Origin of the sequence: Microbacterium imperiale, assembly GCF_017876655.1 — a bacterium.
GTDB classification, from domain to species: domain Bacteria; phylum Actinomycetota; class Actinomycetes; order Actinomycetales; family Microbacteriaceae; genus Microbacterium; species Microbacterium imperiale.
Window position 1 is genome coordinate 836,161 of sequence record NZ_JAGIOK010000001.1, and the last position, 13,492, is coordinate 849,652.

The following is a 13,492-nucleotide window of genomic DNA, read 5'->3' on the forward strand; positions in this document are numbered from 1 at the left end:
CGTCACGCCCCGAGGAACGGGGTCGTCGTCGACTGTAGGAATCCGGCAGCATCCGGCTCGACGTCCGAACGAGGGCACTTCGCGATGTCCACCCAAAGGTGCAAGTGGTCAGGCGGCAGCGTGGTCAGGCGGCAGCGGCATCCTCGTCGTCGACGGGTTTCGCGGCGGCGATGTGCGTGATCGGACGCCACACGAGCAGCAGCGTGATCGCCGCCCCGACGAAGGCGAACCACCAGGGGCCGGTCGGTCCCCACACCTGCGCGATCACGCCGCCGAGCGCCTGGCCGATGACCAGACCGCCGAAGACACCCACCATGTTCACCGAGGCGATCCGGCCCTGCAGCTCGTGCGGCACGAGGCGCTGGCGCACGGTCGTCGAGATGGTCGCCCACACGAAGGCGTAGGCGCCGAACGCGATCATGATGATGAACGCGACCGTGCCCGATGTCGTCAGGGCGAACGCGAGATGCATGAGCACTTCGGCCGACAGGCACACGCGCATGAGCGTTGCGAACGAGAAGCGCCGCTCGAGCCGTCCGAACAGCAGGGTCGCCGCCAGCCCCCCGATCGCGGACGCCGTGGTGAGGGCGCCGTACCCGACCGGCCCCATCTGCAGGTAGTCGGTCGCGTACAGCACGAGCACGCCCCACGGCGCCGCCCACGTCACGTTGAACGTCAGGATGATGATCACCAGCGTCCGCACCGGCGGGTTGCGCCACAGCCACCGGATGCCGCTGAGGATGTCGGTGTGCACCGGCGTCCGCTCGCGCGGGGCACCCGCCGGCTCGACGCGACGCGTGGCCGTGATGCGCGAGATCAGGACGATCGCCAGCGCGACGCACGACCCTTGCACCGCGAACGGCCAGAACGAGCCGAGTGCGAACAGGAAGGCGCCCAGCGGCGGCCCGCCCAGCTGATTCGCGACCAGGAACCCGGCCTGCAGGCGGGCGTTGCCGATGCCGAGGTCGGACTTGCGCACCATCATCGGCAGCAGCGTGCTGCTGGTGGTGTCGACGAACACCTCGGCGGTGCCGTAGAGGAACGCCACGATCAGCACCATCCAGATGCTCGCGATGCCCGTGACGAGGAAGACGCAGAGCGCGACCAGCACGAGAGCGCGGATGCCGTTGGCCACCATGATGAGCAGGCGGCGGTCGACCCGGTCGGCGATGGCACCGGCGTGCAGTCCGAACAGCAGCCACGGCAGGTACTGCATGACGGCGCCGGAGGCGACGAGGATCGGCGAGTCCGTCATCGATGCGATCAGCAGCGGGGCCGCGGCGAGCGCGATGCCATCGCCGATGTTGCTCGTCACCGACGATGCGAACAGCCACCGGAAGTCGCGCCCCAACCGGCGCGGCGCAACCCATTCTGCGATACCCACCGCACGAGCCTAGGGGGCGGCTCCGACACGTAGGCTTGCCCGATGTCCGGAACCCGCCGCACGACCCCCGATGCCTTCGTCCGTGTGCGCGGCGCGAACGAGAACAACCTCCGGAACGTCGATGTCGACGTTCCGCGCGACGTGATCGTCGCCTTCACGGGGGTGTCGGGGTCGGGCAAGTCGTCACTCGCCTTCGGCACGATCTTCACCGAGGCGCAGCGACGGTATCTCGAGTCGGTCGCGCCCTACGCGCGGCGCCTCATCCAGCAGGGCCACAACCCGCACGTCGAGTCGATCACGGGACTGCCGCCCGCCGTCGCGCTGCAGCAGCGCCGCGGTGCGCCCAGCTCGCGCTCGAGCGTCGGCACCGTCACGACGCTGTCGAACTCGCTGCGGATGCTGTTCTCGCGCGCGGGCACCTTTCCCGACGGATTCACCACCCGGCTCGACTCCGACGCTTTCTCTCCCAACACCGCCGCCGGAGCATGCCCCGAGTGTCACGGCATCGGCGTCGCCCACACCGTCACGGAAGAGACACTCGTCCCCGACCCGTCGCTCAGCATTCGCGACGGCGCGATCGCGGCGTGGCCGGGTGCCTGGCAGGCGAAGAACCTGCGCGACATCACCATCGCCCTGGGATACGACGTCGACCGCCCCTGGCGCGACCTCGACCCCGCCGACCGCGAGTGGATCCTCTTCACCGACGAGCAGCCCGTCGTGGAGATCACGCCGCAGCGCGACCGCGTCGCCAAGCCCTACAAGGGCATGTTCTGGAGCGCGAAGAAGTACGTCTTCCACACCCTCGCCGACTCGAACAGCGCGAAGATGCGCGAGCGCGTGCTGCAGTTCGTCCGCACCGGTGTCTGCCCGCTGTGCGGCGGGTCGGGGCTGCGCCGCGAGGCGCTCGCCGTCACCTTCGCCGGCCGCACCATCGCCGAGCTGAACGCCCTGCCGATGAGCGAGCTCGCCGACATCCTGCGTCCCACCACGAAGCTGACGGATGCCGCGCCCGCGCTGCCCACGTCGTCGTCGGGCGAGCGCACGGATGTCGCCGTCGCGATCACCACCGACCTCGTCGCCCGCATCGAGGTGCTCATCGACCTGGGGCTCGGCTACCTCGGCCTCGGTCGTGTGACCACGACCCTCTCCCCCGGCGAGATGCAGCGCCTGCGCCTGGCGACGCAGCTGCGCTCGGGCCTGTTCGGCGTGGTGTACGTGCTCGACGAGCCGTCGGCGGGGCTGCATCCCGCCGACGCCGAGCCGCTGCTCGATGTGCTCGAGCAGCTGACCGCGGCGGGCAACTCGGTGTTCGTCGTCGAGCACAACATGGACGTCGTGCGCGGCGCGGACTGGATCGTCGACGTCGGTCCGGGAGCGGGCGAGGGCGGCGGTGCGGTGCTGTACAGCGGAACCGTCGACGGGCTCGCCGACGTCGCCGAGTCGGTGACGCGACCCTTCCTGTTCCCCGATGCCGACGCCGGGGCCGCAGAGCCTCGCGCCGTGCGCACCCCCGCCGGTTGGCTGATGCTGGAGGGCGCCTCACTGCACAACCTCGCCCATGTCGACGCGGCGTTCCCGCTCGGAACGTTCGTCGCGGTGACGGGAGTGTCGGGGTCGGGCAAGTCGTCGCTCGTCGGCGGTGTGCTGCGCGACGTCGTGCGCGGCTACCTGCGCGGAGACGACACGGCGGACGAGTCGGCCGACGAGACGACGGATGCCGCGGGGCTGGCCGAAGCGACGATCCCCGACGCGCGAGCCGATGCCCTCACGGTGCGAACCGTCGCGGGCCTCGAGCACATCGACCGGCTCGTGCGCGTCGACCAGAAGCCGATCGGACGCACGCCCCGCTCGAACCTCGCGACCTACACCGGCCTGTTCGACGCCGTGCGTGCGGTGTTCGCCGGCACCGACCTCGCCCGCGAGCGCGGCTACACCGCCGGCCGCTTCTCGTTCAACGTCGCGGGAGGCCGCTGCGAGACGTGCCTCGGCGAGGGCTACGTCTCGGTCGAGCTGCTCTTCCTGCCCGGAAGCTACGGCAAGTGCCCGACGTGCCACGGCGCGCGGTACAACGACGAGACGCTCGAGGTGACCTACCGCGGCAAGAACATCGCCGACGTGCTCGCCCTCACCGTTGCAGAGGCCGCCGACTTCCTCGAGCCGGTGCCCGCGGCATCCCGCAGCCTGCGCACCCTGCGCGAGGTCGGCCTTGGGTATCTGCGACTCGGTCAGCCGGCGACGGAGCTCTCGGGAGGCGAGGCGCAGCGCATCAAGCTCGCGACCGAGCTGCAGCGAGCCCGACGCGGCCACACGCTGTACCTGCTCGACGAGCCCACCACCGGGCTGCATCCGGCCGACGTGCGCCTGCTGCTCACGCAGCTGCATGCGCTCGTCGACGCCGGCAACACGGTGGTCGTCGTCGAACATGACATGGATGTCGTCGCCTCGGCCGACTGGGTCATCGACCTCGGCCCGTCCGGCGGGAACGCGGGCGGGCGCGTGGTGGCGGCAGGGACGCCGGGGGATGTGGCGCGGGAGACGGAGAGCCGGACGGCGCCGTACCTCGCGCGGCGGCTGGCCACCTCGGCGACGTGAAGAACCCGGTGAGCGACGTCGATGTCTCCACATATCGATCGGTGCCGGTGAACGCGAGTGCTGGGCAGGCCGTCGCGGAGCGTTCGGGAGAACCGGCCGTGTATGCTTTGCGACCGACCGTACCCGCAACCTGAACGGGGATACCCAGTGGCCCGTCAAGAGCGAGCGATCCAGACGCGAGAGCGACTGCTCAGTGCTGCCGCCGAGGAGTTTGATGCAAACGGGTTCCTCGCTACACGGCTGATCGACATCGCCGAACGCGCGCACGTCACACGCGGCTCTCTCTACTTCCACTTCGAGTCGAAGGCGGATCTCGCGTCAGCGCTCGCGGCGCAACAGTACGAGTCATGGGCTCAGTACGTTCCCGCCCGTCGAAAGCAGGGTTATCACGGCATCGAGCTGCTGATGCTGTTCGCCCACGACCTCGCCATCGGATTTCGGGACGACGTCGCCAGCCGTGCGGCGATGCGTCTGATCAAGGAAGCGGCACACGTCGAGGCCACGTTGCCGACCCCGTTCGAAGGGTGGATCACCGACGTCAAGGCGCTCCTTGGGGAGGCCCGCGACCTCGGCGAGATCGGTGACACGATCGATCTCGGTCAGGTGTCGTGGGTGATCGTGGCCAGTATCTTCGGCGTGCAGGAGATGGGTGATCAACTTGAACAACGACAGGGCATCTGCGAACGCCTCGACGCCATGTGGCTTTATCTCCTGCCGGGCCTGGGAATCACCCACGCGGAGGCTTACGTGGATCGGATGATCGCTGCCGCGTGAGCAGCCGCCGAATGGAGCGCGTTGACGAGCGCGCCATTCGCGGAAATGGTCTCGAGCCCGTAACGGGTTGCCAGTAGCTGATGTGCCCCGAGACTGTGCATCCCTCCGCCGGGGATGACAAGCACATCGTGTTTGTCAGGCTGCTGTAAAGCCACCTGGGCGATGAGGGAGTCGGCGTTCACTGCATGCCTGGCGCCGGCGTCGAACAGATCAGGCCGCTCGTATGTCGTCCACCCGGCGGGCAGCTCGTACCGAAAGGTCGTATCAACACCCGGGCGCAGGGAGAGGTATTTTTTGAGCGCGTCGATGGTCTCGTCTGAGAACCATGGAGGGATGACCACGAGCTTGCGTTGCGAGGAGCGCTCCGCCACCGCTTCCCGCAGCGCCCGCCCCGACGTCACGACGGGGATGCCTCCGGCAATCTCTGTCGCAACGTCCTGGAATTCTGCGTCGAACTGTGCGCCGCCGAACAGACTGCTGCTGGCGAAGCAGTACCCGATCGAGTGGACGCCCAGATCTGCGAGATGTCTGATGGAGCGCCGCAGCCCCGACGCATTCAGGAGGTAGTCGAGGGACTTTCCTCGGAACTCCTCTCCGGGGGCTCGAGGGGTGTCGAAGCGGGCGGTGTGCACGGTCGTCCAGACCGGGCGCGACAACCAGGCTTCCGCTTCGGGAACCGGATCATTGTGGATGACCAGTAGACCGAGTCGGTAGTCGCCCGGTGACATCAGTGCGTCACTTCCGTCTTCACGTCTCGGCGGGCGACGATGGCAACCCCCATACCTGCGAGCGCGAACGCGGTGGTCACAGCGAAAGCGCTCAGGAATCTCAACTCTGCAGGTGCTGCGGCGAGAACGATGGTCAGGATGGCGACCGACACCGCTGAGGACAGGTACTGAGAAGTGGTGAGCACAGCACCGGCCCCACCTTCGAGCCCTGACGGTATCCGAGACGTTCCGAGACTGAACATCGACGTGTAGACGACGCCGTGGCCGAATCCGCTCAGGAGTAGTCCGGGCAGCACTCCGGCCGCGTAGGAGCTGACCGTTCCGGTCAGCGCGAGTAGCGCGAGACCTGCCGCGCTGATTGCGAACCCGGCGAACAGTACGCGCGGTGACGTGAACCGTGGAATGAGGCGGCCGGCGACCATGTTCCCGATCGTGACGAGTGCCGCCAGGGGAAGGAAGCCGAGTCCCGCCATGAGCGGGGCATAGCCGTGTACTTGCTGCAACAGGAGAGTCACGAGGTAGAACTCTGCACCGACGCTGGCCATGTAGAACGCGGTCGCGACGGAGCCCAGGCGGATTGTCCGGACCTTGCGGATAGCGCGGTCGATCAAAGGGCGTGCGCCGGTGCGCTCATGGATGAGGAAGGCCGTTCCGCTCACGAGCGCGACGACAAGGGCGGTGGTGAGTAGGGCGGGATCGGGACGCGCCTCGGCCACGATCGTGAGGAGAAACACCGACGACAGCAACGCGACCGTGCCGGCTGCGGCTCCCAACAACGGGATCGGGGCACGACCTTGCACTTTCCCGGTCTTCGCGAATCCCAGGATCGCGCCGACGATCGCGACAGCCGCGATCGGCACGTTGATCAGCAGCGTCCAACGCCAGTCGACCGCGGTCAGGACACCGCCGAGCACGACCCCGACCGCCAGCCCGGAGGCGCCGACCGCACCCCAGACTGCGACTGCCCGCGCGCGCGCGATGCCGTCGAAGGTCGCGCTGAGAAGCCCCAGCACCGCCGGCTGCAAGAGTGCGGCGGAGATCCCCTGTCCGCCTCGGGCGATCAGAAGCAGAGCATCGTTCTGAGCGAAGCCACCGAGCAGGCTGAACACGCCGAAAAGCACGCTGGCTAAGACGAAGGCTCTCCTCGTGCCGAAGCGGTCAGCCAGTCGGCCGCCCACGAGCAGGAATCCTGCGAAGAAGATTGCATAGGCGCTAGCGATCCACTGCGCGCTCGCCTCGGTCATGCTCAGCTCGGTCGCAATCGTTGGCAAGGCGACGTAGATGATCGAGTAATCCAAGGCGATCATGAACTGCGCGGCGCACAATGCGGGCAGCGCGATCACGCTGACCCCGCTGGCCCTTACTTGGTTCCTTGTCGTCATGCGGACGTTCCCGTCTTCAGCAGCATGCGGTCGAGTTCCGCCGTCAGGGAGTTGAGGTCCGCTGCGACGAGGTTGGCGCCAGCGTCCGTGAGGGCGGCGGCTTCGCTGACGCCCCACGCGACGCCGACGGTGGGCATTCCAGCGACGATGCCCATTCGGATGTCATCGGTGGAGTCGCCGATGACGACGCAGAACGCCGGAGCGACATCGAGCCTGGCCGCAGCCAGAAGAGCCAGATCCGGATGTGGCTTGCCGTACTGCACTTGGTCATGGCCGACTATGGTGTCGAAGGCTTCCCGGATTCCCGCTGCCAGGAGCAGTTCGATTGCGCTCGGAGTGATCTTGCTGGTGACGATCGCGATGGCGACACCGTTGCCCCGGAGGTGCTCGAGCAGTTCTGACACTCCCGGATGGATTAGGTGTCGGGCGTCGGGCAGCGTCTGCGCGCTGAACGAAACGCGGAATCGCTGCTTCGCTTCGTCGCGGTCCACGACCGTCGCCTCGGGCAGCAGGGTGTCCACGATGCTGTCCAGTGGGCGTCCGATCTGCGCGCGGAGCACCGGCTCCGGGTGAGCGACCCCGTAGGGGGTGATCATCTCGGTGAGGCTCGCGACGATTGCCGCTGGGGTGTCCATGACCGTGCCGTCCAGGTCGAAGAGTGCTGCGCTGTTCATGCGTTGAGCCGCGACCGGTCGAAAACGTCGGCCTCAGTGACGGCGTAGTCCGCTGCCAGTGCCACGGTGGAAAGGAGTACAGCGCGGTTCACTTCGGTCGAGCGTCCTTCCGTGGCTTCGGCGACAGCTCCAAGTACGAACGGGGTCAGGTCTGCACCGGTGGCGCCCTGCGCCTGTGCTGTGTCGAGCGCTTCGCGGATGAGGTCGTCCAGAAGTGCCGAGTCCAGTGCTGCTTCGGTCGGTATCGGTGTGGTGATGAGCACGGAGGTTCGCGCAACGTCCGCCCAATGGCGGTGAACGATCTCGGCGATCTCGCGCAGGTCGTCGCTCCGATGGGGCACGGGTTCTCCGCTCGATACCGTGAGGTAGCCGGGGAAGTCGTCGCTCTTGTAGCCGATCACCGGAACTCCCCGAGTCTCGAGGTATTCCAGCGTCAGCCGCGGGTCGAGCAGGGACTTCGCGCCCGCGCAGACGACGGCGATCGGTGTCTCGGCGAACTGCGTGAGATCGGTGGAGATGTCAAACGACGTCTCCGCGCCTCGATGCACACCTCCGATGCCAGCAACGGCAAAGACGCGGAGTCCGGCCGCCGCGGCCCCGATGAGGCTGGCTGACACCGTGGTGCCGGCCGCCTGCATGCGCTGAAGCGCAACGGCCAATCCTCTGTTGCTGACCTTCGCGCCGCTCGGATCTCGTGCGAGCCGGTCCAGCAGTGCCTTGTCGAGGCCGACGTGGACCTGCCCATCCAGGGCGGCAACCCGCGCGGGGATGGCGCCGTGGTCGCGGATCGTCGCGTCGAGTTCCTCGGCCAGCAACACATTCGCGGGATACGAGCCGCCCACGATGTTCGACGACTCGAGACCGACAACGGGCCTGCCCCCTCCAATGGCTTCACCGACCTCCGGGCTGATGACGAGATTCACGCGTTGACTCCTGCTTCTTCGAGAAGGGATCCGGCGGTGGTGCGGCGACCCGCTTCCACCAGGCGCGGATGGTTCTCCGCGATCCCTACGGTGACGGTCTGCCAGGGGAAGTCGTCGTACTCCCCACGCCACTGGATGAACTCCATGTGCCGGCGACCCCGCAGGTCGTACGGGTGGTAATAGCTGTCGTTGATGCCGTCGAACTCCAGCGGCTGGATGCCATAAAGCTTGCACAGCAGCTTGTTGAAGACAGGAGTTACCCGAATCCACCGTCCATCCAAGTTCACGGCGACCAGTGCGTGGTAAGTGAACACATCGCCGCCCATGATGTCGAGCAGCCGAGCTGATGCGAGGTGGTTGCGGACATCGCCATAAACCAGACGGGTCGGGATACCCACTGCGCGGCAGGCGGCGGCATAGACGATCGACTTGTGCACGCAGAAGCCTTGCCCCCGATTGAGGATCGCGGATGCCCTCGTGCCCTCCTTGCTGAGGTCTGCGTCGTACACCTCGTACCGGATCCGGTCACGGACCGCGTCGTGCAGCTGGATCGCCAGATCCCGAGGGGACGCACCCCGGTCGGTGACGTTCTCGTCCACGAAGTGCTGGACTCGGTCGCTGTCGGCATCGAGGTGGTAAGTCGCTGCCGTTGTGCTGCTGAACTTTGTCATCTGGGCCTCTCCTAGGTGGTCTGGTCAGAGCCCGAGGCTTCGGGCAATCTTCTGCCGTTGGATGGCGTTGCTGCCCGAGTAGATCGGACCGCCGATTGCGTCGCGCAACCCGGACTCGATGCCGGTACTCGTCAGCACGCCAGCTCCGCCGTGCAGTTCAATCGCCTGCTGCGCAGTGGAGAGATTCGCGCGGCTGGCGATGATCTTGGCGGTTGCGACTGCCGCGGTCGCACGTCGACCCTTTTCAATCTCAGCGGCCGCTGCCTGCAGCGCAAAGCGGGCTGTCTCGATGCTCAGGTGCATCTCGACGATCGCGTCCTGGACTCCCTGGAAGCTGCTAAGCGGCTGGCCGAATTGCTGCCGTTGGCGGACATGGTCAACCGTGCTCCGCAACCGGCGCTGCATCTCGCCTACGTTCATGGTGAAGGCCAACAGGATCTCCCGGCTCATGACGTAATCGAGGATGAGGAAGCCCATACCTCGGCCTCCAAGCAGATGAGTCCTCGGCACGCGGCAGTCGTGCAATGTGAGCGTTCCGATTGGTGATGTGCGCAGCGTGTTCTTCTCCAGCGGCGCGCTGAACGATGCACCCGGAGTTTCTCGTGGCACGAGCACGGCCGAGAGGCTCAGAGGCCCCGCCTCCGCCTCTGTGCGCACGTAGACGACCGTGAGGTCCGCGACAGGACCGTTGGTGATGAACGTCTTTTGGCCGGTCAGCACGATCTCATCGCCCTCGAATCTCCCGGTACTGGTCATCGAGAGTGCGTCTGAGCCAGCACCCACTTCGGTGACCGCATGGCTGCCGATCAGAACCCCGTCAGCTGCCGAGGGGAGATACCTCTCCTGCACCTCGGGGTGACCAAACCGCACGAGGGGAACGGTTGTGCTGGCCAGATGGGTCGCAGCACTGAAGTTCAGCCCCGCATCATGGCTGATTCGTCCCAGATGCTCCGCGATGTCCAACGTGTCCACGAGTGAGAATCCGAAACCGCCGTACTCCGTCGGCACTGGCATGGCGAAGAAACCAGTTCCGGCCAACGCACCCCATGCTTCCCGGGAAAAGACCCCCGATTGATCGCGCTCGAGATATCCATCGTTGAGTGCCGCCGTCGCGCAGATCCGTTCGCGCAGACCCGACGGCGATGCGGCTGATCCTGCGGTTGTTTGGCTCATCAGTAGCTCGAAAACCCCGCGGCGTCGAGCACGTGGCGCTCGTGCCCGCTCAGCGGAGGGTTGAAGATGCTCACGAGTTCCAGGTCCGCCTCGTCGCTGGCGATCAGGAAATGCCGGTCGTGCTCATCAAGCGCGTAGAGCGTCCCGGGGATGATCTCGAATCGTCGTGTCCCGTCCTCCGACTCGACCACCCCACGACCTGCGATGCAGTAGCAAGCTTCAAGGTGGTTCCGGTACTGCAAGGCGGACCGCGTGCCTGCTCGAACGATGGTGTGCGCGACGGTGAAGCCCAGCGAGTCCGACAGCGTCAGCAAGCGTTCGCTGGTTCCATTGCCCCAGTTGACGGCCTCGACGTCGGAACGGGATCGAGTGAACATTTGTGCTCCTTTCAGCTCGGGTTTGCCGGTGCCCCGGCACGTGCGATGAAGTCCGCGATGGCGCCGATCGTTCGGAAGTCCGCCTGCGAGATCTCGCTGTCGAGGATTGATATCGCCCATCTCTGCTGCACCCACTCAACGACCTCGAGCATCGCGAGGCTGTCGATCACCCCGTTGGTGATCAGGTCATAGTCGGTGGGGATGCCCTCGCCGGCCAGATCCGGGGCGTGGAACCCGACGATGTACCTGGTGATTTCCTGGATAGTCGAGGTCGTCAACGTGCTTCCTTTTCGGTCAGCGACTGGTGCGTAGCGCGCCGGTCGGTCTTGCCTGTGGGGGTCTGCTGGAAAGGGGAAGCTGTCAGCCAGATGCGGGAGGGGATCGCCGCAGTGGGGAGTCGCTCTCCAAGCCACGAGCGGAGCGCGAGGGAGGTGGTCGTGTGGCCAGGCAGCGTTCGAACGATCGCCTCTACCCGCGTCTCGACGTCTCCAGCGTCGATCGCGAGCGCGTCTGTCACATCGGGATGGGATCGGAGCGATGCTTCGATGTCATCGAGACTGACTCGGTGTCCCCGGACCTTCCGCACCCTGTCGATGCGCCCGCGCAGCCGCACACCACCGTCGTCCGTCAGTTCCGCGCCGTCACCGGTGCGAAACCATCGCCGGCCTGACCGCTTGACCCATACCGCGGCAGTCATGTTGACGTACCCGAGAGCTTGATACGGCGAGTGGACGACGAGCTCACCGCCCTCCAACGAATACTCGACGCCGGGAAGCGCACTGCCTAGTTCGCCGTTAGCCGCGCGTGAGAGATCGCAGACGAATGTGTCGTTGGTTTCGGTCGAGCCGTAGACGCTGAGGCGCTCGGCATCGGGAAAGGCCGTCTCGAGTTGTCGCAGGTTCGGCACCGGGAAGAAGTCGCCTGTGGACACGACAACGTTCACGCCGTGGTGAACCGCCCCGGTTCCGGCGATGAGGGTCAGCAGCGCAGGCACGGACTGCACCATCGTCACTCCTTCACGATCGATGATGCGCCCGAGCGCTTGCCCATCCGTCAGGTGCCTAGAGCTGGCGAAATGCACGCGACCGCCCGCAGAAAGCACGGCCCAGACATCCAGCAATGCGACATCGAAGTTCACCGGGCTCAGGCTCAGCGTGACTGTCTCGCTGCCGATCCCAAGACGCTCCCGCGCCCACTCGATGAACCGATCGATGCCCGCGGGGTCGTGAACGACGACCTTTGGCGCACCCGTCGAGCCGGAAGTAGTCGTGAGAATGCCGCCCCGCAGCGACGCAAGAAGCGGGTCGTCCCCGCCCGCAGCGCGGATCGCGTCTAGAGCGCCCCGCCGGTACTCCTCAGCGGCGGCTTCCGGGAGGATCAGCGCAGCCCGGAAGCGCTGCTGCGCTGCCAGGACATCGATCACTGCCTGACCGAGTCGGTCTGCCGTTACCACCGACAACCCGTGCAGCCAGAGACCGTCCTGCTGCGAGGTAGCGCGTGCACTCAACTCGCCATAACTGATTTGCCAGCCCTCACCGCTGAGAGCGACTCGAGTCGGTTCGTCGTTCCCATGGCGCCGAATATCGGCCCACGTGCGTTGCGTGACCACTCGTCCCTCCAGAATCGAGTTTTTTAACATGCATGCACGTAGGTTTTACCACGAGGCCCCACCATGCGCCATCGCTCAGAGCGAAAACCGTAATCGACAGTCATGGAGGCAGCGCGCATACCCGGCCGCAGGCCGCTTGGCACCGCCGAATAGTGCGCATATCGCGCACAAACATGTTCAGGGCACGAGATCGCCTGCTGCTCACGCAGCTGCATGCGCTCGTCGACGCCGGCAACACGGTGGTCGTCGTCGAACATGACATGGATGCCGTCGCCTCGGCCGACTGGGTCATCGCCCTCGGCCCGTCCGGCGGGAACGCGGGCGGGCGCGTTGTGGCGGCAGGGACTCCGGAGGACGTGGCGCGGCAGGCGGAGAGCCGGACGGCGCCCTACCTCGCGCGGCGGCTGGGTGAACGAGCGGAGCCGAACGCTACGCGGTAACCGAGGCAGGGTCGGCGAGCAGGGAACGACTGATCGCCCGTACCGAGGGGAAGGTGTCGAGCGCCATGACGTCCGCGAGCGAGAACCACCCGGCACCGTGGACCTCGTCGGCCGCGAAGTTCACGGTCTCGTCCCCCGTCACGTCGAGCACGAACGCCATGTCGAGGTGGATGTGCGCCGGCTCGCCCGGGCGTTCGGGGATGAGCTGGTAGCTCATGCTCGTGGGGAGGTCGAGCTGTGCCTCTTTCGTGTCGTCGACCTCGAGGTCGATGCCCGGGTGCGGCCGGACCGCCGCATGGATGCCCGTCTCTTCGAACACCTCGCGGACGACGGCAGCTTGCGGCGTCTCGTCCGGGTCGACATGACCACCCGGAGGCAGCCATTTGGCAAGCTTCCGGTGATGCACGAGCAGCACCCGGTCCCCCGCCACGCTGAGGACGTAGCCACTCACGGTGAACTGTTTCTCGAAGTGCGACGTGTGCTCAATGAGCGCCATACGGGGTCCCTCGGTTTCTTACGGCCGGGGCCGGGCTAGCGCACGTGCCTCCGCCATGCGCTCGGCCATAGTCCGGTCGAGAGCTATCACCAGTCTCCATCGGAGCTGCGCGGCGCGAGTCAGCGCGGAAAGCGCGAATCGGGTCTGCACGACCGATGTCTCGTCAGCGAAGCGTAGCGTGACGAGCGCCTCGACGGCGTCAGAGGACCAGTGATGCGGTGGACAGCACCGCATCACTGGTCCTCTGATATCGCTCCATTACGATCGCA

General features: G+C 66.4%; 13 protein-coding genes and 1 pseudogene. 3 read left to right on the top strand and 11 right to left on the bottom strand.

The annotated features are described in order from the left end of the window. Window positions 1-124 precede the first annotated feature (124 nt). Window positions 125-1,384 (bottom strand): MFS transporter, encoded by a 1,260-nt coding sequence (locus JOF37_RS04085; protein WP_271174841.1) that lies wholly within the window; start codon window positions 1,382-1,384, stop codon window positions 125-127. 42 nt (window positions 1,385-1,426) lie between these two features. On the opposite strand from JOF37_RS04085, the gene JOF37_RS04090 reads away from it, so the two are divergent. Next, the gene (locus tag JOF37_RS04090) at window positions 1,427-3,976 is read left to right on the top strand and encodes an excinuclease ABC subunit UvrA (protein WP_210005337.1); all 2,550 of its coding nucleotides are present in this window, start codon (window positions 1,427-1,429) and stop codon (window positions 3,974-3,976) included. A gap of 147 nt (window positions 3,977-4,123) precedes the next feature. Then, window positions 4,124-4,750, top strand: a complete 627-nt coding sequence (locus JOF37_RS04095; protein WP_210005338.1) for a ScbR family autoregulator-binding transcription factor — start codon at window positions 4,124-4,126, stop codon at window positions 4,748-4,750. On the opposite strand, the gene JOF37_RS04100 is transcribed toward JOF37_RS04095, so the two are convergent. The 9 genes from JOF37_RS04100 to JOF37_RS04140 are packed head-to-tail and all read right to left on the bottom strand — an operon-like array spanning window position 4,720 to window position 12,317. Continuing rightward, on the bottom strand, window positions 4,720-5,478 hold the full coding sequence (locus tag JOF37_RS04100; protein ID WP_210005339.1) for an aspartate racemase/maleate isomerase family protein: 759 nt from the start codon (window positions 5,476-5,478) through the stop codon (window positions 4,720-4,722). The two genes, JOF37_RS04095 and JOF37_RS04100, sit on opposite strands and share 31 nt — an antisense overlap. Next, window positions 5,478-6,821 (bottom strand): MFS transporter, encoded by a 1,344-nt coding sequence (locus tag JOF37_RS04105; protein ID WP_210005341.1) that lies wholly within the window; start codon window positions 6,819-6,821, stop codon window positions 5,478-5,480. The genes JOF37_RS04100 and JOF37_RS04105 overlap by 1 nt, the downstream gene beginning before the upstream one ends. A gap of 35 nt (window positions 6,822-6,856) precedes the next feature. Beyond that, window positions 6,857-7,534, bottom strand: coding sequence for an HAD family hydrolase (locus JOF37_RS04110; RefSeq protein WP_210005343.1), 678 nt, complete (start codon window positions 7,532-7,534; stop codon window positions 6,857-6,859). Then, on the bottom strand, window positions 7,531-8,457 hold the full coding sequence (locus JOF37_RS04115; protein ID WP_210005345.1) for a pseudouridine-5'-phosphate glycosidase: 927 nt from the start codon (window positions 8,455-8,457) through the stop codon (window positions 7,531-7,533). The genes JOF37_RS04110 and JOF37_RS04115 overlap by 4 nt, the downstream gene beginning before the upstream one ends. Further along, complete coding sequence (locus tag JOF37_RS04120) at window positions 8,454-9,128, bottom strand: transglutaminase-like domain-containing protein (RefSeq protein WP_210005346.1); 675 nt, start codon at window positions 9,126-9,128, stop codon at window positions 8,454-8,456. The genes JOF37_RS04115 and JOF37_RS04120 overlap by 4 nt, the downstream gene beginning before the upstream one ends. Window positions 9,129-9,152: 24 nt before the next feature. Then, window positions 9,153-10,301, bottom strand: a complete 1,149-nt coding sequence (locus tag JOF37_RS04125) for an acyl-CoA dehydrogenase family protein (RefSeq protein WP_210005347.1) — start codon at window positions 10,299-10,301, stop codon at window positions 9,153-9,155. After that, entirely contained in the window at window positions 10,301-10,678 is a 378-nt protein-coding gene (locus tag JOF37_RS04130; RefSeq protein ID WP_210005349.1) for an ectoine synthase, read from the bottom strand. The genes JOF37_RS04125 and JOF37_RS04130 overlap by 1 nt, the downstream gene beginning before the upstream one ends. An 11-nt stretch (window positions 10,679-10,689) precedes the next feature. After that, the gene (locus tag JOF37_RS04135) at window positions 10,690-10,956 is read right to left on the bottom strand and encodes an acyl carrier protein (RefSeq protein ID WP_210005352.1); all 267 of its coding nucleotides are present in this window, start codon (window positions 10,954-10,956) and stop codon (window positions 10,690-10,692) included. After that, on the bottom strand, window positions 10,953-12,317 hold the full coding sequence (locus JOF37_RS04140) for an AMP-binding protein (protein WP_210005353.1): 1,365 nt from the start codon (window positions 12,315-12,317) through the stop codon (window positions 10,953-10,955). Before JOF37_RS04140 ends, JOF37_RS04135 begins: the two co-directional genes overlap by 4 nt. 161 nt (window positions 12,318-12,478) lie before the next feature. On the opposite strand from JOF37_RS04140, the pseudogene JOF37_RS04145 reads away from it, so the two are divergent. Then, window positions 12,479-12,727, top strand: a pseudogene (locus JOF37_RS04145) (hypothetical protein); the annotation flags it as partial. On the opposite strand, the gene JOF37_RS04150 reads toward JOF37_RS04145, so the two are convergent. Next, complete coding sequence (locus JOF37_RS04150; protein WP_210005355.1) at window positions 12,717-13,223, bottom strand: NUDIX hydrolase; 507 nt, start codon at window positions 13,221-13,223, stop codon at window positions 12,717-12,719. The pseudogene JOF37_RS04145 and the gene JOF37_RS04150 overlap by 11 nt on opposite strands. Between the last annotated feature and the right edge of the window lie 269 nt (window positions 13,224-13,492).

Bases quoted from the DNA above. Each gene is read 5' to 3' on its own strand.
- JOF37_RS04140 (WP_210005353.1), bottom strand. From the start codon at position 12,317: ATGTTAAAAAACTCGATTCTGGAGGGACGAGTGGTCACGCAACGCACG.
- JOF37_RS04120 (WP_210005346.1), bottom strand. From the start codon at position 9,128: ATGACAAAGTTCAGCAGCACAACGGCAGCGACTTACCACCTCGATGCC.
- JOF37_RS04100 (WP_210005339.1), bottom strand. From the start codon at position 5,478: ATGTCACCGGGCGACTACCGACTCGGTCTACTGGTCATCCACAATGAT.
- JOF37_RS04125 (WP_210005347.1), bottom strand. From the start codon at position 10,301: ATGAGCCAAACAACCGCAGGATCAGCCGCATCGCCGTCGGGTCTGCGC.
- JOF37_RS04090 (WP_210005337.1), top strand. From the start codon at position 1,427: ATGTCCGGAACCCGCCGCACGACCCCCGATGCCTTCGTCCGTGTGCGC.
- JOF37_RS04150 (WP_210005355.1), bottom strand. From the start codon at position 13,223: ATGGCGCTCATTGAGCACACGTCGCACTTCGAGAAACAGTTCACCGTG.
- JOF37_RS04130 (WP_210005349.1), bottom strand. From the start codon at position 10,678: ATGTTCACTCGATCCCGTTCCGACGTCGAGGCCGTCAACTGGGGCAAT.
- JOF37_RS04110 (WP_210005343.1), bottom strand. From the start codon at position 7,534: ATGAACAGCGCAGCACTCTTCGACCTGGACGGCACGGTCATGGACACC.